The 18,937-nt window shown below is 70.3% G+C and carries 16 protein-coding genes; 10 read left to right on the top strand and 6 right to left on the bottom strand.

All coding sequences use genetic code 11. The annotated features are described in order from the left end of the window. Window positions 1–130: 130 nt before the first annotated feature. The 9 genes from ABOD76_RS21150 (at window position 131) to ABOD76_RS21110 (ending at window position 11,259) form a co-directional block, all read left to right on the top strand. The gene (locus ABOD76_RS21150; RefSeq protein ID WP_350245341.1) at window positions 131–2,473 is read left to right on the top strand and encodes a glycoside hydrolase family 2 protein; all 2,343 of its coding nucleotides are present in this window, start codon (window positions 131–133) and stop codon (window positions 2,471–2,473) included. Then, the gene (locus ABOD76_RS21145) at window positions 2,470–3,108 is read left to right on the top strand and encodes a DUF624 domain-containing protein (protein WP_350245340.1); all 639 of its coding nucleotides are present in this window, start codon (window positions 2,470–2,472) and stop codon (window positions 3,106–3,108) included. Before ABOD76_RS21150 ends, ABOD76_RS21145 begins: the two co-directional genes overlap by 4 nt. A 67-nt stretch (window positions 3,109–3,175) precedes the next feature. Continuing rightward, the gene (locus ABOD76_RS21140; protein WP_350245689.1) at window positions 3,176–4,933 is read left to right on the top strand and encodes an MBL fold metallo-hydrolase; all 1,758 of its coding nucleotides are present in this window, start codon (window positions 3,176–3,178) and stop codon (window positions 4,931–4,933) included. Next, window positions 4,923–6,305, top strand: a complete 1,383-nt coding sequence (locus tag ABOD76_RS21135; RefSeq protein ID WP_350245688.1) for a beta-N-acetylglucosaminidase domain-containing protein — start codon at window positions 4,923–4,925, stop codon at window positions 6,303–6,305. Before ABOD76_RS21140 ends, ABOD76_RS21135 begins: the two co-directional genes overlap by 11 nt. Continuing rightward, window positions 6,302–7,609, top strand: a complete 1,308-nt coding sequence (locus ABOD76_RS21130) for an amylo-alpha-1,6-glucosidase (RefSeq protein WP_350245687.1) — start codon at window positions 6,302–6,304, stop codon at window positions 7,607–7,609. The genes ABOD76_RS21135 and ABOD76_RS21130 overlap by 4 nt, the downstream gene beginning before the upstream one ends. Beyond that, window positions 7,609–8,304 (top strand): class II aldolase/adducin family protein, encoded by a 696-nt coding sequence (locus ABOD76_RS21125; protein WP_350245696.1) that lies wholly within the window; start codon window positions 7,609–7,611, stop codon window positions 8,302–8,304. Before ABOD76_RS21130 ends, ABOD76_RS21125 begins: the two co-directional genes overlap by 1 nt. Further along, window positions 8,301–9,608: a four-carbon acid sugar kinase family protein gene (locus ABOD76_RS21120; protein ID WP_350245686.1), complete on the top strand. Its 1,308-nt coding sequence runs from the start codon at window positions 8,301–8,303 to the stop codon at window positions 9,606–9,608. The genes ABOD76_RS21125 and ABOD76_RS21120 overlap by 4 nt, the downstream gene beginning before the upstream one ends. Then, window positions 9,605–10,504, top strand: coding sequence for a carbohydrate kinase family protein (locus ABOD76_RS21115; protein ID WP_350245685.1), 900 nt, complete (start codon window positions 9,605–9,607; stop codon window positions 10,502–10,504). The genes ABOD76_RS21120 and ABOD76_RS21115 overlap by 4 nt, the downstream gene beginning before the upstream one ends. A gap of 311 nt (window positions 10,505–10,815) precedes the next feature. Then, the gene (locus ABOD76_RS21110) at window positions 10,816–11,259 is read left to right on the top strand and encodes a hypothetical protein (RefSeq protein WP_350245695.1); all 444 of its coding nucleotides are present in this window, start codon (window positions 10,816–10,818) and stop codon (window positions 11,257–11,259) included. A gap of 69 nt (window positions 11,260–11,328) precedes the next feature. On the opposite strand, the gene ABOD76_RS21105 is transcribed toward ABOD76_RS21110, so the two are convergent. The 6 genes from ABOD76_RS21105 to ABOD76_RS21080 are packed head-to-tail and all read right to left on the bottom strand — an operon-like array spanning window position 11,329 to window position 17,279. Then, the gene (locus ABOD76_RS21105) at window positions 11,329–12,735 is read right to left on the bottom strand and encodes an alkaline phosphatase family protein (RefSeq protein WP_350245694.1); all 1,407 of its coding nucleotides are present in this window, start codon (window positions 12,733–12,735) and stop codon (window positions 11,329–11,331) included. Window positions 12,736–12,774: 39 nt separating this feature from the next. Continuing rightward, window positions 12,775–13,674, bottom strand: coding sequence for a UbiA family prenyltransferase (locus ABOD76_RS21100; RefSeq protein ID WP_350245684.1), 900 nt, complete (start codon window positions 13,672–13,674; stop codon window positions 12,775–12,777). Next, window positions 13,664–14,869 carry a metabolite traffic protein EboE gene (gene eboE / locus ABOD76_RS21095; RefSeq protein ID WP_350245683.1) on the bottom strand — a complete coding sequence of 402 codons (1,206 nt, stop codon included), beginning with the start codon at window positions 14,867–14,869 and terminating at the stop codon, window positions 13,664–13,666. The genes ABOD76_RS21100 and eboE overlap by 11 nt, the downstream gene beginning before the upstream one ends. A 3-nt stretch (window positions 14,870–14,872) precedes the next feature. Further along, window positions 14,873–15,715, bottom strand: coding sequence for a TatD family hydrolase (locus tag ABOD76_RS21090; RefSeq protein ID WP_350245682.1), 843 nt, complete (start codon window positions 15,713–15,715; stop codon window positions 14,873–14,875). Then, the gene (locus tag ABOD76_RS21085) at window positions 15,712–16,032 is read right to left on the bottom strand and encodes a hypothetical protein (RefSeq protein ID WP_350245681.1); all 321 of its coding nucleotides are present in this window, start codon (window positions 16,030–16,032) and stop codon (window positions 15,712–15,714) included. The genes ABOD76_RS21090 and ABOD76_RS21085 overlap by 4 nt, the downstream gene beginning before the upstream one ends. Further along, window positions 16,005–17,279 (bottom strand): 3-dehydroquinate synthase, encoded by a 1,275-nt coding sequence (locus tag ABOD76_RS21080; protein ID WP_350245680.1) that lies wholly within the window; start codon window positions 17,277–17,279, stop codon window positions 16,005–16,007. The genes ABOD76_RS21085 and ABOD76_RS21080 overlap by 28 nt, the downstream gene beginning before the upstream one ends. 363 nt (window positions 17,280–17,642) lie before the next feature. Here ABOD76_RS21080 and ABOD76_RS21075 point away from each other — a divergent pair, with 363 nt between their 5' ends. After that, window positions 17,643–18,917 carry a lipopolysaccharide biosynthesis protein gene (locus ABOD76_RS21075; protein WP_350245679.1) on the top strand — a complete coding sequence of 425 codons (1,275 nt, stop codon included), beginning with the start codon at window positions 17,643–17,645 and terminating at the stop codon, window positions 18,915–18,917. The last annotated feature ends 20 nt before the right edge of the window (window positions 18,918–18,937 follow it).

Genomic DNA, 18,937 nt, shown 5'->3' with positions numbered 1-18,937 from the left:
CCATCAGGACCTGGGCGGCCGCTGGCAGCTGGCCGGGACCGTCAGCGAGGCGTGGCGGTTCCTGCGGCTGCACACGGAGCTGGAGCAGCCGATCGGGGCCTTCGCCCGCACCGCCTGGATCCCGGCGCGGGTGCCGGGCAGCGTCCACGACGACCTGATCCGCGCCGGCCTGATCCGCGACCCGAATTTTGGCCTGGCCAGCCTGCAGGCCGAATGGGTCAGCGCGCGGCAGTGGGTGTACCGCCGCACCTTCCGGGTGGAGCTGCCCGGGTGCCGGCGGCTGCAGCTGCGCTTCGACGGCTCGGATTACGGCGGTCAGGTGTACCTGAACGGGGAGCGGCTCGGCGCGCTGGCCGGCACGCATACCCCGGTGTGGTTCGACGTGAGCGGCCTGGACGTCGGGGCCGAGCACCTGCTGGCGGTGGTGCTGGCGGAACCGCCGCCGGAGGACGGGCAGCTGGGCCGGACCAGCCGCACGCACACGCTCAAACCGCGGTACGGGTACGGCTGGGACTTCTCGACCCGGCTGATTCATGTGGGCCTGTGGCGCGGCGTGACGCTGCTGGGTGACCAGGGCACCGCCCTGCGCGACCTGCACGTGCGCACCCACCTCCGCGAGGACCACCACCACGCGGAGGTGGACGTTCAGCTGGAGCTGGACGGCGACCCGCAGGCCCCCATTACCGCCGAGCTGACGCATCCGGATGGCCGGGTGGAGCGGCAGCAGGTGGTGGGGCGGACCTGCCGCTTTCCGCTCGCTGATCCGGAGCTGTGGTGGCCGGTGGGCCTGGGCGGGCAGCCGCTGTACCGTCTGCGGGCCTGGGTGGACGGAGCGGCGCCGCTGGAGACGCGGTTCGGGGTGCGCGAGGTGCAGCTGGTCCACAATGTCGCCTCGCTGGCGCGCGGGGCGCGGCCCTACACGCTGCAGGTGAACGGGCAGCCGCTCTACGCCCGCGGGTTCAACGTGGTGCCGGCCGACCTGCTGCCGGGGCGGGAGGGCATGGCGGGCCGTGAACGGCGGCTGGTCGAGCTGGCCCACGCCGCGCATGCCAACCTGCTGCGGGTCAACGGGGTGGGGGGGCTGGCGTCCGAGGCGATGCTGGACCGCTGTGACGAACTGGGCCTGATGGTCTGGCAGGAAATGCCGCTCAGCAGCAGCGGCAGCGACAACGTGCCGCCGGACAGCCCTGAATTCCTGGCCGCGCTGGAACGCGACCTGCCGGCCCTGGTGCGGGGAGCACGCCATCATCCGTGCGTGGTGCTGCTGGGGGGTGGCAACGAACTGACCGACGAGCAGCGGCAGCCGGCCAGTGAGCACCAGCCGACCCTCGCCCGCATCGCGGCCATCATTGCGGAACACGACGGGACCCGGCCGTTCGTGCCCACCTCGCCCAGCGGCCCCGAGTACGACCTGAGGCCCGAGGTCTCGCTGGAGCGGCCTCAAGACCAGCACGACGTGCACGGGCCGTGGCACTACCGGGGCGTGCACGACAGCTACCGGCCGTACAGCGTGAGCCGCGCCCTGATGCACAGCGAGTTCGGCTGTCAGGCCGCCTCACGCGAGGCCACACTGCGCCGTTACCTGACCGACGGCCCGGTGTGGCCGATGGACGACCGCAACCCGCAGGTGGTGCACCACGGCGACTGGTGGCTGATGCGGCACCGGATTGAGGAGGTGTTCGGACCGGTCGAGGACCTGGGCCGCTACGTGCGGCTGACCCAGGCGGTGCAGGCGGACGTGCTGCGGCACGCGCTGGCCTGCAACCGGGCCCGGCCGGACGAGTGCAGCGCGGCGCTGGTGTGGCAGCTCAACGAGCCGTGGCCGAACGCGCACAATACCAGTGTTATCGATTACGACCTGAACCCCAAGCTGGCGTACTACCGCTGCCGGGAGCTGAACGCCCCGGTCGCGCTGCACCTGGGCCTGCCGGGCCTGCCGGGCCCGGTTGCTGCGGGAGCACTGACGCTGCAGCCCAGGGTTCTGGCCGACCGGCCCGGCCACGGCCAGCTGAGCGTCACCCTGCACGACCTGAATGGCGGCGTGGTGCATCACCAGACCGGCCCCATCGGCTGGCCTGCCGCAGGCGCCCCGTTCACGGTGGCGCTCCCGGACGGGCCGGCCCTGCTGCGTGCCGAGCTGCACGGGCCGGACGGCACGCGGCTAACCCGCACCGAGCAGTGGGTGGCCCACGATCGCCCACAGCCGTTTGCGCCCCTGGCCACGCTGGGCGACACCACCCTCAGCGTGGAGCGGCAGGCAGACCGGCTGCTGGTGCGCAACACCGGAACGACCACGGCGCTGTGGATCAGCGTGGAGGGCCCGCCCGGCGCCGCCGAGCCGGACGACAGCGGCTTCTCGCTGCTGCCGGGCGAGCAGCGGCACCTTGGCGTGATGTGGGTCGGTCCCCACGGGCCGCTGACGGTCCAGGCGCTCAACACGTTGCCGCTGGACCTGCACTGGAGCGCGCCTTGAGGCTACCGCGGGCCTACCGGGAAGGGGGGCTCCTCACCTGGCACCACCTGCTCACGCTGGTGTGGCTGAACCTGATCTGGCTGGTGCTGGCCTGGACGGTGGTGCTGGCCGGACCCGCCACCCTGGCCGTGTACGCGCTGATCGCCACCACCATGCGCCAGGACCGCGACCCGGACCTGCGCCGCTTCCTGCCGCTGCTGCGACAGAACGTGGTGCCGGGCGTGCTGTGGCTGCTGACCACCGCGCTGGTGGCGTTTGTGCTGTACAGCAACGTGGTGTACTGGCAGCGGGTGCTGGGACCATTCGGGAAGACGGTCCTGACACTGGTGGCGGCCTATCTGGCGTGGCTCTACGTGGCGCTGCAGCCCTACCTGCTGGAAGCGCTGAGCGTCGAACGCCTCCCCTACCTCCGCGCGTGGCGGGCCGCCCTGCTGAACCTGGGGCGTCACCCGGTCTCGGCCCACCTGTACGTGCTGGTTCCGGTGGTGCTGGTGCTGCTGAGCCTGCTGACCCGCACCTTCGTCATGATCGTGCTGGTGAGCGTGGCGCTGACCTTCGCGGCGGTGCAGGTCCGCCCGTTCGAGCCGCTGCCGGAGCCGCTGGACGACCCCGCCGACCCGGCGGCCCCCGCCTGATGCCCCGCCAACATGGACTGCTCCCGCGCGCGACCTGCGCACTCCTCTCTGGCCCGCTGGAGGCGCGGTGAAGCAGGTCTGGCCCGGCGTCTACCGGCACACCGACTCGGCCCACGTGTACGTGGTGGGCGGCCCGGAGGGGAGCGTGCTGGTGAACATCGGAGACGGCTCGGTGCTGGACGCCCTGCCGGAGGGCCTGCCGCCGGTCATGGCGGTGCTGCTCACCCACCACCACCGCGACACCGCCGCCGGGGCCGCACGGGCCGTGCAGCTCGGCATCCCCGTGTACGCCCCGGAAGGCGAGCGCGCCAGCCTGGAGCACCCGGAACCGTACCTCCGGCAGGCGGACCAGCCGAACAACTACGAGGCGAGGCCGCGCACCTGGACCGTTCCGGCGGCGGTGAACACCCGTCCGCTGCGCGAGTATCACACGCACCGCTTCGGAGCGCTGGCCTTCACGGTGCGGCCCACCCCCGGTCCCACGCCGGCCGCCGTGTCACTGCTGCTGGACCTGCCGGGCGCGCGGCTGGCGTTTACCGGCGATCTGCTGTACGCCCCCGGTCAGGTCAGCCGGCTGGCGGCCACCCAGTGGACCTATCACGGCGCGGAGGGAGTGCCCGGCACGGTGCTGTCGCTGCTGGACCTGGCCGATCAGCACCCAGACCTGGTGCTGCCCGCCCACGGCGAGCCGATGCCTTCCAGCGCGCTCGGTGACACGGCGAAGGCCCTGATGGGGCTGCTGCACCTCCGGCGGCACAACACCCGGCTGCTGGAGCTGCGGGAGAAGCCGTACGTGGAGCTGCGCCCGTGGCTGCTGTGGAACCGCACCAGCGTGGCGCACTCGTACGTGCTGCGCTCGCGCAGCGGCCACGCCCTGCTGATCGACTACGGCTACGACTTCTGCTTCGGACAGCCGAGCGCCACCGACGCCGAGTCGCGCCGCCCGTGGCTGTACACCCTGCCCACGCTGATGGCGCGCCACGGGGTCCGGCAGATCGATGCGGTGATCCCCACCCACTTTCATGACGACCACGTCGCCGGCATTCCGCTGCTCCGCGAGGCCTACGGCGCCGAGGTGTGGGTGCCGGAGAACGTCAGCGACGTGCTGGCCCACCCGGAGCGCTACCGGCTGCCGTGCCTGTGGTTCGAGCCGGTACCGGCCGACCGCCGGCTGCCGCTGGGCCAGCCGCTTCACTGGGAGGAATTTGTGATCACGCCCCATGAGCTGACCGGCCACACCCGCTACGCCTGCGCCCTGCTGGTCGAGGCGGATGGAGAACGCGCCTTGTTCGGGGGCGACCAGTACGCGGACGGGGACGGCCTGGGCATGCCCTACACCTATCCGAACCTGTTCCGCGAGGGCGACTACGTCCGCAGCGCCGAGCTGTACCGCCAGCTCCAGCCGGACCTGATCCTGGGCGGTCACACCGGGCCGGTGGAGCCGACCGCCGAGCACTTCGACCGGCTGCTCGCGCGCGGTCAGGAGCTGCAGCGGCTGCATCAGGCGCTCCAGCCGCACACCACCCGCCTGATCATCCATGCTGAACCGATCACGGTGGAGTGCGGCCAGCCGGTGACGCTCACCATCGAGAACCCCACCGACAGCGAGTTTTCCGGTGAGGTGCGGGTGTCGGGCGAGGCGGGGCCGGCGGGCCGTCATCCGGTGCAGGTGCCGACCCACGCGGTGCGGACCCTGACCTTCCAGCCGTGCGGCCCGGCCGGGAGCCGCATCCACTTCGAGCTGCGCGGCCCGCCCGGCGAGCCGGGGCAGCACACCCACGCCACCATTCGCCCGAACAAGACAGGAGACACACATGACCGCTGAGCGACGCGGTGTGCTGGAAGCGTTCTATGGCCGCCCCTGGTCATGGGACGAACGGCACCGCATGCTGGACTTCATGCAGGAGGTGGGCTTCAACCGCTACCTCTACGCCCCCAAGAACGACACCATTCACCGCAACCGCTGGCAGGAGCCGTACACCCACGTCGAGTGGCGGCAGTTCGAGCGGCTGGCCACCCACGCCCGGGAAGTGGGGGTGGAGCTGATCTTCGGGCTGAGCGCCCTGGCCTTCCGCTACAGCGACCCAGGGCACCTGGAGGTGCTGCTCAGCAAGCTTCAGGCGGCGCAGGCCTGCGGCATCCGGTCGTTCGCGCTGCTGCTCGACGACCTGCCCAGCCGCTTCGAGCACGGCGAGGACGCGGGCGTGTTCCCGGATCTGGCGCGCGCTCAGGTCTGGCTGGTGCATCAGCTGCTTCCGCACCTGGACCCGGAGGGCGAATTCTACTTCTGCCCGACCGAGTACCACGGCGCCGGCAACTCGGCGTACCTGTGGGCACTGGGCGCCGGCCTGGACCCCCGGGTGCTGGTGTTCTGGACCGGCCAGGAGGTGTGCAGCCCGGCGATCGGCGCGGCGGAACTGCGCCGGGTGGCGGAGGTGCTGCGCCGGCCGGTGGTGGTGTGGGACAACTTCCCGGTCAACGACCTGGACATGCAGTACGACCTGCACATCGCGGCGCTGACGGGCCGCGACCCGGACCTGCCCGCGGCCTGCAGCGGGTACTTCGCGGCGGCCGGAGCGCTGAGTGCGGCCAGCGAGGTGGCGATGCGGACCACCGCCGACTATCTGCGGGACCCGGCCGGGTACGACCCGGCCCAGGCGCTGCGGCAGGCCGCCCAGCGCTCCACCCACAGCCCGGAGGAGGCCCAGGCGCTGGTGTTCCTGGCGGACCTGGCGCGCCGCACCCCGCTGACCAGTGGCCCGGCGGCGCTTGAGCATCCGCTCTGGCCGGCCATTGACCGTTTCTGGGCGGCGCGCGGCGGGCCACCACCCGCCGCCGGGCCGGACGTGCCGGGCCGGCCAGCGGAGGCGGCCGAGGCCGGGGCGCCGGACGAGGCGCCGCTGCGGGAGGCGGTGGAGGCCATGCATCAGCACGCGGACACGCTGGCGCGGCTGCACGACCCCCTGCTGCTCCAGAACGTGGCCCCCTGGACCGCCAAGCTGGCCGGCTGGGCCCGGGTGGCCCGCCTGGGGCTGGCGGCGCTGGACCACCCGCAGGACCCGCAGGCACGTGAAGCGGTGCTGGACGAACTGGCCCTGGTGAGGGAGAACTTTCACTGGGTGGCCGGCGACACCTTCGACACCTTCGCGCGCCGCTGCGTGTGGGCGGCCGAGGCGCAGGCAGGGGCCACGCCGTGAGTGCCCTGGCCGACACCGGCCGGCCCATCGCGGAGCGCACGGTGCTGGCCAACGGCAGCAGCATCGGGCTGCTCGGCTCCAGCAGCGCCTACCGGCAGGTCTGGGCGCGCGACAGCATGATCAGTTCGCTGGGCCTGATGCTGTGCCGGGACCCGGAAGGTCCCGAGGTGGCCCGCCGCTCCATCCGCACGCTGGCGGCCTACCAGTCGCGGCTGGGCAACATTCCGCACAACGTGGGCTTCACCGGCCTGCCGGACCCAGCGCTGCTGGCGCACGGCGGGGCGCTGCGGGTGGGCGACGACGAGATCAAGGTGGTGGTGGACACCGCGCACGCCGGCTGCATCGACAACAGCCTGTGGTTCATTCTCGGCAACGATTACGTGCAGCGGCAGGACGGCGACACCCAGCGGCTGCGGTCCATGTGGCCGCACATCCAGCGCGCCTACACCTGGCTGGAGTACCAGGACAGCAACGAGTGCGGGCTGCTGGAGGTCCACGAGGCGATGGACTGGGCGGACCTGTTCGCCAACCGCTACAACAGCCTGTGGCCGAACGTGCTGTGGTTCGCCGCGCAGCGCAGCATGGCCGCCATCTGCCGGGCGCTGGGCGAGGACGACCAGCCCTACCGGGAGCGCGCCGAGGACATCCGCTACAAGGTCAACACGCTGCTGTGGGTGGGGCCGGACGTGCACAAGGACCTGGGGTGGGTGGAGACGCACCGCAAGGAGTGGCTGTACCCGATCCAGCTCACCACCACCGTGCTGCAGGACCGGCCCTACTACCTGCCGTACATGGCCTTCCGCGACTACGAGGACCGCTTCGACACCTTCGGGAACCTGGCGGCGGTGCTGTTCGGGCTGGCCAGCGATCAGCAGGCGCTGCGCATCCTCGACTACATCGAGTCGGCGGGCATCAACATGCCGTGGCCGGTCCGGGCGGTGTACCCACCGGTGCGGCCCGGCGACAAGGACTGGCGCGAGTACTACCGGGTGCGGAACCTGAACCTGCCGGACCACTACCACAACGGCGGCATCTGGCCGTTTCTCGGCGGATTCTACGTGGCGGCGCTGGTGCAGGCGGGCCGGCTGAACGAGGCGGGCCGGCAGCTGGAGCGGCTGGCCGAGCTGGACCGGCAGTCGCGCACGCCGGGCCTGGAATGGGACTTCAACGAGTGGCACCACGGGCAGAGCGGTCGGCCCAGCGGCTTCCGCGGGCAGAGCTGGTCGGCCGCGATGTTCGTGTATGCCCACGAGTGCGTGCAGCGCGGCAACTGCCCTGGCTTCGGCCCGGACGAGGGCTGGTGATGGCCGCGGCCCTGGCCGCCCGGCTGGCCGAGGAGGCGCGCGACCTGTACCGCATGGGCCTGACGAGCAGCAGCGGCGGCAACCTGAGCCATCGAGAGAGCGACGGCTTTCTGGTGAGCGCCACCAACACCGCCTTCTCGCGGCAGCGACCCGAGGAGTTTGCGGAGTGTGACCTGCAGGGCGGGCGGGTGAACGGCCCGGCACCGTCCAAGGAAGCGGCCTTCCACGCCGCCATCTACCGGGCGCGGCCGGAGGTGCAGGCGGTGCTGCACCTGCACGCGCCCGACTCGCTGGCCCTGTCGTGTCTGGCCGCGCCGACCGAGGGGGGCAACGTGCTGCCGGTGCATTCCAGCTACGCCGTGACCCGGGTAGGCCGGGTGCCGCTGCTTCCCTACCTGCCGCCGGGCGCCCCGGTGCTGGCCGAAGCGGTGGGCCGCACCTGCCGGGACGTGAACGCCCTGCTGCTGCAGAATCACGGGGTGATCACCTGGGGGCGCGGGCTGGAGGAGGCGCGCGACATTCTGGAGGAGCTGGAGCAGAACGTGCGGGTGTGGCTCGCCTCGCACGGCCAGGCGCGGGTGCTGAGTGACGAGGAGCTGACCGAGGCCAACGCCCGTGCCGGCCACGGGGCCCGGATCCGGCCCGGCGAGCAACGTCCCCGGCTGCTGCCGGACGTGCGGGGGTGGCAGGCATGACGCCCCGCCTGGGCGTGGTGGCCGACGACATCACCGGCGCCGGCGACATCGGGGCGCTGCTGGCCAAGCACGGGTACGCCGTCCGGATCGTGTCGCAGCAGGCGGACTGGGAAGCCCTGGCCGACCGTTTCCGCCACGAGCGGACCGATGTGCTGATTATCGACACCGATTCGCGGTTTCTGCCGCCTGACGAGGCGGCCGGGCGGGTAGTGCGGGCCACCCGGGCGCTGCAACAGGCGGGCGGTCAGGCGTACTGGAAGAAGACCTGTTCGGTGTTCCGGGGCAACGTGGGCGCCGAATTCGACGCGATGCTCGGGACGCTGGGCGTGGACTTCGGGGTGGCGGTCGCCGCCTTCCCCAGGAACGGGCGCAGCACCCGGCACGGCGACCACTTCGTGTGGGGCGTGGCGCTGCCGGACAGCGAGTTCGGCCAGGACCCGGTGCATCCACGCCGGGAGGTGAACCTGATCCTGGATCTGGGCCAGCAGACCGCTCGGCCGGTGGCGGGTCTGGCCCTCGAGACGGTGCGGCAGGGACCGGAGGCGGTGCGCGCGGAGCGGATGGCCCAGGAGCGCAGCGGCACCGGCTACCTGCTGGCCGACGCGGAAACGCAGGAGGACCTGCGGGTGCTGGCCGGCGCGCTGTCCGGCGAGACGGTGTTCCTGGGGTCCAGCGGACTGGCGGAGGAACTCCCGGCCTTCTGGCCCGCGCCGGCCCCGTTCCGCCCGCTGGAGGGAGCCTCCTGGGCGCAGCCGGAGCGGGTGCTGATGATCGCCGCCTCGGTGATGCCGCAGTCGCGCGCCCAGGTGCAGCACTATCAGGACCACGGAGGCACGGTGCATCAACTAAACGTGGATCTGGCCCTGCAGGACCCGGAGCAGGCCATCCGGGAGCTCGCGGCCCTGGCTCAGGCCAGCATTGAGGAGCACGGCACGGTGCTGCTGCGCTCTCCCAACACCCCGGAACAGGTGCAGCAGACCCGCGCCGCCGGACAGCAGCTCGGGCTGGACGCGCTGCAGGTGAGTCAGCGGGTGTCGAGCGTGCTGGCCGGAGCCGCCGAGCGCGCCGCCCGCCAGACCGGCACGCAGAAGCTGGTGGCGCTGGGTGGCGACACCTCGGCCGCGCTCACCCGCGCGTTCGGCATCACCCACACGGTGGTGGTGCAGGAACTGGCTCCGGGCCTGCCCAGCAGCTACGCCCCGGACCAGGGCCTGCTGGTGATTCTGAAAAGCGGTTCCTTCGGCCCGCCCGATTTTCTGGAGCTGGCCATCCGGCACCTCCGGCAGCCGGAGGCCCCGCTGTGACGCGGGTGCTGGCGTTCGGCGGCGCGGTCATCGATCTGGTGCCGGCCGGTGGCGACCACTGGCAGGCCCGGGCTGGGGGCAGCGCCTGGACCGTGGCCCGCTGCCTGGCGCGGCTGGGCCTGTCCGCCCCGTTCGTGGGCGCGCTCAGCGACGACCCGTTCGGGCAGCGGCTGGCGGCCGAGGGACAGGCAGCGGGGCTGGACCTGAGCTTCGTGCAACGGGTCAGCGCGCCCACGGCCCTTGCGGTGATTCACCGGGCGCATCCGGCGCTCTACGCCTTCTACGCGGCCCAGGCGGCCGACAGTCAGTTCGGCGACGTGCCGCCGGCCGCCTGGGACGGGGCACGGGCCGCCTACTTCGGAGGCATCACCCTGGTGCGGGAGCCGGCCCGCGCCGCGTTTCTCCAGCAGGCGCAGACGGCGCGGGCGCGGGGGCTCACGGTCGTCTACGACCCCAACTACCGGGCGCAGCTGGCGGAGGCGTACCGGGAGGCGTTCGTGGCCTACCTGCCGCTCACCGACGTGCTGAAGGTCTCGGAGGAAGACCTGGGCGGCCTGCTTCCGGACCTCGGCACCGATCAGGCACTCGCCCACATCCGGTCCATCCATCCGGCCGTGACCGTGCTGCTGACCCTGGGGTCGGCAGGCGCGCGCCTGCTTGGTCCGGACCTGGACCTGCATCATCCCGGCTATCCGGTAAAGGTGGCCGACACGGTAGGTGCGGGGGACGCCAGCATCGCGGCACTGCTGAGCGTCCGGCTGCAGCATCCGGAGTGGCCGGCACGGCGGCAGCTCGGCTTTGCGCTGGCCGCTGCCGCCGCCGCGTGCACGGTGGCCGGCGCGCACGCCCCCTCTCACTCCGACGTTCTGCAGATCATGCAAGACCCGCAGGGTTGACACGCGGATCAGAGTCTGAATCATTTCAGGATGGGTAGGCCATCAATCCTTCCGCCTGAAACTTTGCATTCGCTCCAGGTCCTTTGGAACGCCCGCACGATCGCCGGTTCGTCCGCCCAAATCACACTCGGCTTCGAAATCCACATCGTTCTGTACACGCTGGACGTGCAGGGACCTGCACAATTTGTTTCACCGGCGGTCGGCTGTGCGGAAGACCAGCTTCCAGAAGGTCATGCTTGAAACCTTGAAATAACTGCCCCTCTGTGGGGCATCTTGCACCATTGTGCAATTGATGGTCTATGATTGTTGCCATGCCTTATGCCAAGTTGAGTGAGTATGTAGAGCGCCTGACCAATCCACAACGCAGCGACACCTTTGTGAAGCAGCTGCGCAACGCTGTGCGGGAGGGCGACATTGATGCGGCGGACCTGCCGGAACGTTTTGAGTTGCCCAAAGAATTCAAGCGCCGCGGTTCAGAGGACAGCTACCGTAAGACCGCGCGCGACATGGTCATTGAAGTGACGCCGGCTGTTGAAGAATGGTTCGCCAACGTGAACCGCGAGATGGCCAGCGGCCGGCGCGGCGCCGCCCCGAAGCCGACCCTGGAGAATATTCAGGCGGGCGTGGTGGACTTCAAGGCGCTGGCCGAGGAGACCCGCCGCAAGATGGGCGCCAGCTTCGACAAGGGTCAGGCCCTTGGCAAGAGCCGTGCCAAGCAGAGCAAGCCCGCTCCCAAGCGCGCCAGCAAGAAGTAAGCCGGACAGCAGAGAGGGCCAGACCGCTGTGGTCTGGCCCTCTCTGCTGTTCCTGATCCGCCGTGGCGTTTAAGCCCGGGTCAGCTCGCGGGCCGGCTCGGCCACGCTGCGCTGCAGGTGACGCAGCAGCACGCTGAACACCTCGGTGGGACCGAGCTGGCCCGGTGGGAGCAGGTCCGCATGCGGCGAGATCAGCAGCGGGCCACGCTGCGGGTCACCGGTCAGCCGCCCATGCGAGCCGCGCACCACGGTGGCGTCCAGGCCGATCACGTCCATCAGGTAACGGAAGCCCAGCTTCTTCTTGGCCAATGCACGGGCCGCCTTCAACTTGGCCGGACTGTGCGGATCCATGAACAGCTCGGCCGGGTCGTAGCCGGGCTTCTTGTGGATTTCGACGGTGCGGGCGAAGTCCGGCGCACGGTCGTCATCCAGCCAGTAGTAGTAGGTGAACCATGCGCCCGGTTCGGCCACCACCACCAGATCACCAGCCCGGTCGTGGTCCAGGTGGTGGCGGCGCTTGCCCGCCTCGTCCAGCACCTCGCCCACCCCCGGCAGCTGTTCCAGCATGGCCTTCACCTCGGCCAGCCGCTGGGGATCCCGGACATACACGTGCGCCACCTGATGGTCCGCCACCGCGAACGCCTCGCTCATGCCGGCATCCAGCAGTTCACGGCCCAGTTCCTCGCGCACCGCGATCATGCCCGCCTCGCGGAACATCCGGTTGATGTGAATCGGCCGCCACGCGCGCTCGATGCCGTACTCGGAGAGCAGCACCACCTGTACGCCGCACTCAGCGTAGAAGTCCAGCAGCTCACCCACCACCCGGTCGATGTCCTGCAGCTCGCGGGCCATCTTGGGGTGCTCCGGGCCGTATTTCTGCAGCCCGTAATCCAGGTGCGGCAGGTACACCAGCGACAGGGTCGGGCTGTGCTGCAGTTCCAGCCGCTTCGCGCTCTGCGCGATCCAGTCGCTGGAGCGGATGGAGGCGTTGGGCCCCCAGAACTCGAACAGCGGAAACTCGCCGAGCTCGTCGTTCAGCTGGCCGCGCAGTTCGGGCGGCCAGGTGTAGATGTCCGGAATCTTGCGGCCGTCCGACGGGTACATCGGGCGCGGCGTCACCGCGTAGTCCACGGTGGAGTTCATGTTGTACCACCAGAACAGGTTGGCGCAGCTGAACTCCGGGTCCAGTTCGCGCGCCACTTCCCACAGCTTCGGCTGCTGCACCAGCTGGTTGCTCTGGCGCCAGAACTTCACCTCGCACTCGTCGCGGAACAGCCAGCCGTTGCCCACGATGCCGTGCTCGCTGGGCCACTTGCCGGTGAGGTAGGTGGCCTGCACGCTGCAGGTCACGGCCGGGAGCACCTCGCCCACCGGGACCATCCGGCCAGCTTCGGCGTAGCGGGTGATGCGCGGCAGGTTGCTGCCCAGCAGGCTGGGGCTCAGGCCCACGATGTTCAGAACGGCGGTACGGGTCAGGGGGGTCATGTTGCTTCCTTTGCAGAAAAACGGGGGGGCTCAGGTGCCCTTGATGTGGCGCTGCCAGTACACGGTCAGCGCGAAGGCGGCCACGGCCAGCAGCACCGGCCCCAGGTGGGCGCCGCTGGCCAGCAGCACCAGGGCGTCCAGCAGCGACACGCCCGCGATCAGGCTGCCCACCGCCCGGCCGATGTTGCGCCGCTCCGGGCGGTACACGAAGCCCATGCTGTAGATGGCCCAGCCCACGAAGGCCAGCAGCAGCAGCGCACTGAGCACCAGCGGCTGACTTCCAGCGGACCGGAACAGGCTGACCACGAACACGGCGGCGGGCAGCAGCACCAGCGCCGCCGGCCATCCGCGCGCCAGCCCGCTGCGGTTCTCGGTCTTGGCGATGTAGGTCAGGCCCATGATGTAGCCGCCCATCAGCAGCGCCCACAGCAGCAGCGGCCCGGCGGCCGTGCCGGCCAGCGCCAGGAAGGCGGTCACGTACACCAGCACGCGGGTGCCGGCCATCAGCAGCGGGCTCAGCGGATTGCGTTTGTGCCACGCGTCGTACACCACGATCAGGGCCGCCAGCCCCAGGCCGCTCAGCAGCGCCGTGAGGCCCTGGGTGGCCAGCAGCGCCAGCCCGCCGACGAACAGCACGCCGGTCACGGCCCACGCTTCCGGCAGCGGCACCGTCCCGGACGGGAGGGGCCGTTCCGGGCGTTCCCGGCGGTCGATGTCCAGGTCCAGCAGGTCGTTGAGGTACATGCCGGCGGTATAAAACAGCACCATGCTGAGCATCAGCAGCACGGTGCGTCCGCTCAGGCCCGTACTGCCGGCCAGCGCCGCGCCGGCCAGCACGTTGCTCGCCACCGTCGGGCTGTTGCTGATGCGCGCCAGCGACAGGTGCGCCCGGAAGCGCTGAGCCGGCAGCGGCACGGCGCTAGAGGACATGACGCACCCAGCGGTACTCGCGTTCGATGCTGTCGAGCAGCGGCAGTTTCAGCCCCTCGGGCAGCACGTCCCAGGTGTAGGTCTCGATTTCCAGGTGGCGGGTGAACGGCTGCTCACGCAGCGCCGCGAGGGTATCGAGGATCGCCGCCTGTGTGGAGTCCAGCACCCCGAAACTCTCCACGAACACCGGCACGTGGAAGTGAATGCGCCACTCCTCCAGCCGGGCGTCCGGCAGGTACGGCAGCGCCTGCGGCAGGTCCGGGAACTGCACGGTGCTGCCGTCCACGGTGCGGGCAATCACCTGATGCAGGTAGGTGGACTCGCTGAAGGGCGCCAGGGTGGCAGCCAGCGCCCGGCGCTGCTCATCGCCCTGCGGCATCGTCAGCCGCAGCGCCGAGCTGATCTGCACCTTGCCGATGCTCAGCCCCGCCTCGCGGTAGCGGCGCAGCGCGGTGCGCACGTCCTCGTGGGCCACCGCCACGTGGCAGGTGTCGAAACACACCTGCACGTGCGCCCGGAAGCACGCCTGCGCCTCGGCCACGCTCACGCCCAGGGCCTGGGCCAGCCGCCGCGCCCCCTCCCCCATCAGCGGACCGCTGAAGAACTCGGCAAGCTCGGCGCTGGTTTCCAGCAGACCGTCCGGTTCCGGCTCGATGTCCAGGTGAATCAGCTGGCCGGTGCGCTGCCGCAGCCGCGCCAGCTCCGTCACCACCTCCACCACGTTGCCGACCAGCAGGGTGGTCAGGGCCGGCACACTCTCGCCGTGCAGCCAGCCCTTGTACGACAGTGGGCTGGTGCTGATGCCGCCCTCCTGGCCAGCCGGCAGCAGCGCCGACAGGATGCGGATCAGGCGCAGCGTGTAGGCCACCCGCTCATCGTCGCGCCAGTCCGGGGCGTGCACGTCGTCCTTGACCGGCTGGCCGTGAAAGGGGCCGTACGGAAAGCCGTTCATGGTGAACACGTACAGGCCGCGCTGCTCCAGAAAGCTGCGGAACCGCTCCAGCTGCTCGCCGGACAGCAACTCCAGGCTCTCGGCACCGCTCAGCCGCAGCCCGATGCCGAACGGCGCGTCCGGCGACAGCCGCGCCTTGAGCGGCACGGCGTAGCGCTCCAGATTCTCCAGCACCTCCTCCATCCCGCTGGACGGGTGGATGTTGGTGCAGTACGTCAGATGCAGGTCTGAGGACAGCTGCATGGCTCAGTCCGCCGCCAGGGCGCGGGGGGCGGTCCCCTCCGGCAGCTTCAGCCGGAACTTCGGCGACTGCGAGAGGAAGGCCTGCGGGTTGTGCAGCACGATGCGCTGGATGCCCGCCTCGTCGTGGCCGCGCCGCCGCGCTTCCAGCACGAACTCCGGGATCGCCACCGGGTCGCTGGGGCCCCAGTCACACGCCGACGCGACACAGATGCGCTCGTGGCCGTACATCTCGATCATGTCGAGCGCCCGGGCCGGACTGGCCTTGGTTTTGGGGTACAGCGTGAAGCCCGTCCAGAAGCCGTGCTCCAGAATCAGCGGGGCCGTGTGCTCCTCAGCGTGGTCGATCATTACGCGGGCCGGGTCGATGCGGCCATCCTTCGCCAGCGTCTCCACGATCACGCGGGTGCCCTTGTACTTGTCTTCCAGGTGCGGCGTGTGCACGTGAATCAGCTGATGATGCTCCAGAGCCAGTTCCACGTGGTCCACGAAGGTGGCCAGTTCGTTGCGCGTCACGCGGTTCAGGCCGATTTCGCCGATGCCCAGCACGGTGGGCCGGTCCAGAAAGTCCGGGATCAGCGCCAGCACTTCTCTGGCCAGCTCGCGGTCCTCGCCCTCCTTGGGGTTCAGACACAGCCACGCGTAGTGCTGGATGCCGTACTGCTGGGCGCGCGCCGGCTCGAAGGTGGTCAGGTGATCGAAGTAGTCGGCGAAGGCCAGCGCTCCCAGCCGGTCGCGGCCGGACCAGAAGGCCGGCTCGGTGACGGCCAGGCAGCCGGTCAGGGCCATGCGGTGGTAGTCGTCGGTGCTGCGCGAGATCATGTGCGCGTGCAGGTCGATGTAGTTCATTGTTCGCCTCCGTCCTGCATCGCCTGACGCAGCGGCGCGCCATTCGCGCCCTGCTGGTCGCGCACCTCCAGCAGCTCGCTGGTGTGGTCGCTGAGCAGCAGCTGCACCCGATGGGCACGTTCCGGCCCCTCCTCCAGCAGCACGTTCAGCGTCTGCCGCAGGGCCCGCAGCCGGAAGTCGTCCTCGGCGTTGCGGTCCACCGAACGGTCGAGTCGGTCCAGGAAGGCTGCGATGGCCAGCACCTGGGCGCGGTGCTCCATGAAGAATTCGTCGAGCAGCTGACGCTGGCTCAGTGGACAGGTGTTGGCGTAGGCCATGAGGTCTCCTCCTTGGACAGGGTCTGAAGCCGCAGGATGGCCTGCCGCAGCAGGTCCAGCTGCATGTCGTGCACCTCGAGCGGCTGACCGACGCTGCGCAGCAGCATGATGGTGAGTACGCCGCCCAGGTGCTCGCGGAACTCGTTCAGGCCGGCCAGCACGCCGGCGGGGTGCGCCGGGTCGTCCAGATGATCGAGCAGGCGTGGGTGAAAGGTGGCGAGCCCGAGGGTCTGGAACAGCCGGATGATCCGCTGCCAGTCCGCTTCCGGCAGCAGGCCCGCCAGGAAGCTGTAGGTGCTGTCGAGGGCAATCCCGATGGCGACGGCCTCGCCGTGGCGCAGCTCGTAGTGGGTGAGCGCCTCCAGCTTGTGGGCCGCCCAGTGGCCGAAATCCAGCGGGCGCGAAGAGCCCTGCTCGAAGGCGTCGCCGCTCCCAGCGATGTGCTGCAGGTGGAGCTCAGCGCAGCGGTACACCGCGCGGTCCATCGCGTCCAGGTTCCGGTCTCTGAGCGCCGGTGCCCCGGCCTCCAGCTCACGGAAGAAGGCTGGGTCCTTGAGCAACGCCACCTTGACCGCCTCGCTGAGGCCGCCGAGCCAGTCGCGGTCCGGCAGGGTCACCAGGAAGTCCAGGTCGTTCAGCACGGCGAACGGCGGGGCGAACGTGCCAAGCCAGTTCTTCTTGCCGTACCGGTTGACGCTGTTCTTGACGCCCACGGCGCTGTCGTTCTGCGACAGCACCGTGGTGGGAATGCGGATCAGCCGCACGCCCCGGTGGGCGGTGGCCGCCGCGTACCCGGCCATGTCGATGACCGCGCCACCCCCCACCACGACCACGTAGCTGTGGCGGTCAATGCCGCCCCGGTTGATGGCCTCGCGCACGGTGTCCACCTGCGCCGGGTCATGCTTGACCGCCTCGCCGCCAGGGACGCTCAGCAGCGGGCCGGCCAGTTCCAGGCGCGACGCATGCTGGGCCACGTACCGCTCGATCTGGCCTTGCAGCGCTGGATGCTGGGCCACGAAGCCGTCATCCAGCACGAAGAGCAGCCGGGCCGGGCGGTCCTGCAGTGGCAGCGCATCCAGCAGCGTGCGGTTGGCTGGATCGAACAGGCCGCGCGTGAACTGCACCGGGTAGCGGAACGTGACCACCACCTGCTGCTGAATGGTACGGGAGGACGGGGAAGGCGCACTGTCCAGCTGGGCGGCGAGGCTTCCAGGGCGAACCGTTGACCCTTGAAGTTCCGTTTTCACCTGCCCAGGGTAGGGTCTTCGGGGTAAAACTTTCGTAACCCCTGCCGTCCAGGGTCGTAAACGTAAATGCGTGGCGTCTGCATGTCAGCGTGGGCAACGCGGCATTTTTACGTTCGGGCAGCGGGGAGGCGGGTAAATTTGGCGTCAGGCTTCTGCATCATGATTGGTCTCAGGGGTTCGGCCTTTCCGGTTTTGCCCGGCCGTACCCCCCTATCATGTTGAGGGTGTATTCATGCTGGCTGAATGAGGGGTGAGCCCGCAGCCACATTCCCAGCATCCAGGCAGCTGCGGGCCACCCTACACTCGGGCGAACCTTCCACCACCGACCTCATCACCTCTTCGTTATTGCTGCATCCCCTTCCTATGACCCTACCAACCTCACCGACCCGCGCCACTCCCATGAGCCTGCGAACCAGCGCCGCCTGGACTTTCGCCGGCAACGCCGTGTACGCCGCCGCCCAGTGGGGCATGGTGGCGGGCCTGGCCCGCATGGGCACCCCCGCCGACGTGGGCCTAATCACCCTGGCCCTGGCCCTCACCGCCCCGGTCTTTCTGCTGATGGGCCTGCAACTGCGCAGCGTCCAGGCCACGGACGCCCGCCAGCAGCATCCGTTTTCCAGCTACCTGCGGCTGCGGCTGCTGGGCATGGCGCTGGCACTCGTGTCGTGCGGCGTGCTGTCGGTCGTGTACCCGGAGGCCACCGGCGCGCTGCTCTGGCTGGGCCTCGCCAAGACCTTCGAGGGGATCAGCGACGTGCTGTACGGCCTGATGCAGCGCTCAGAACGCCTGGACTGGGTGTCGGGCGCCACGCTGCTGCGCGGGCTGTTCGGACTGGGGTTTCTGCTGGTGGGCTACCGCCTGACGCACAACGTGGCGGCGGCGGCGGCCGGGCTCGCCATCGCCAACGGGCTGGTACTGCTGCTGCTGGACTGGCCCCGGGCACGCAAGCTGGGCGCGGACGCCCGCGCGCAGCTGACCGGCCCGGCGCTGCGCAGTCTGTTGCGGGTCAGCTGGCCGCTGGGCCTGGTGATGGGCCTGATCTCCCTGGGTGCGGCGCTGCCGCGCCTGTTCGTGGAGCACATGATGGGCCAGGCCAACCTGGGTCTCTACGGGGCACTGGTGTACATCCCATTGGCTGGTAGTGTGGTGGTGAACGCGCTCGGCACCGTGCTGACCGTGCGGCTGTCGCGGGCGTATGCCAGCGGGAACGTGCGCGGCTTCCTGAAGCTCGCCCTCCAGTTTGGCGTGATCACCGCCGGGCTGGGCACCGGGTTGATCCTGGTGGCGGTGGTGGCCGGGCAGCCGCTGCTGCGGCTGGTGTACGGACCGGTGTACGCCCACGAGCAGGCCAGCTTCGTGTGGCTGGCGGTGAGCGGCGCGGTGGGCTACGTGGCCGCCGCCTCCGGCTTCGCCACCACCGCCGCCCGTCGCTTCTTTGAGCAGCTGCCGCTGTTTGTGGTGGTGACGGCGGTGTTGGCGCTCAGCGGCTGGCTGCTGGTGCCGCGTCTGGGCCTGACCGGGGCAGCGCTCAGCGCCCTGATCGGCTCGCTGGTGCAGCTGGTCGGCAGCGTGCTGATCGTGGCCCACGCCTTGCGGCAGCCCGTTCGAGCCGACGCGCTGGAAAAGCCCGCGACCTGAACGGCCGGCGCGCCGGGCTT

Origin of the sequence: Deinococcus sonorensis KR-87, assembly GCF_040256395.1 — a bacterium.
In the GTDB taxonomy this organism is placed as follows: domain Bacteria; phylum Deinococcota; class Deinococci; order Deinococcales; family Deinococcaceae; genus Deinococcus; species Deinococcus sonorensis.
Note: the sequence above shows the minus strand (reverse complement) of the source record. Positions and strands in the feature narration are given on the sequence as shown.

What these genes read in the sequence shown, in the direction of transcription:
- ABOD76_RS21135 (WP_350245688.1), top strand. Translation starts at nt 4,923, where the DNA reads ATGACCGCTGAGCGACGCGGTGTGCTGGAAGCGTTCTATGGCCGCCCC.
- ABOD76_RS21085 (WP_350245681.1), bottom strand. Translation starts at nt 16,032, where the DNA reads ATGGCCTACGCCAACACCTGTCCACTGAGCCAGCGTCAGCTGCTCGAC.
- ABOD76_RS21100 (WP_350245684.1), bottom strand. Translation starts at nt 13,674, where the DNA reads ATGTCCTCTAGCGCCGTGCCGCTGCCGGCTCAGCGCTTCCGGGCGCAC.
- ABOD76_RS21125 (WP_350245696.1), top strand. Translation starts at nt 7,609, where the DNA reads ATGGCCGCGGCCCTGGCCGCCCGGCTGGCCGAGGAGGCGCGCGACCTG.
- ABOD76_RS21075 (WP_350245679.1), top strand. Translation starts at nt 17,643, where the DNA reads ATGACCCTACCAACCTCACCGACCCGCGCCACTCCCATGAGCCTGCGA.
- ABOD76_RS21120 (WP_350245686.1), top strand. Translation starts at nt 8,301, where the DNA reads ATGACGCCCCGCCTGGGCGTGGTGGCCGACGACATCACCGGCGCCGGC.
- ABOD76_RS21090 (WP_350245682.1), bottom strand. Translation starts at nt 15,715, where the DNA reads ATGAACTACATCGACCTGCACGCGCACATGATCTCGCGCAGCACCGAC.
- eboE (WP_350245683.1), bottom strand. Translation starts at nt 14,869, where the DNA reads ATGCAGCTGTCCTCAGACCTGCATCTGACGTACTGCACCAACATCCAC.
- ABOD76_RS21110 (WP_350245695.1), top strand. Translation starts at nt 10,816, where the DNA reads ATGCCTTATGCCAAGTTGAGTGAGTATGTAGAGCGCCTGACCAATCCA.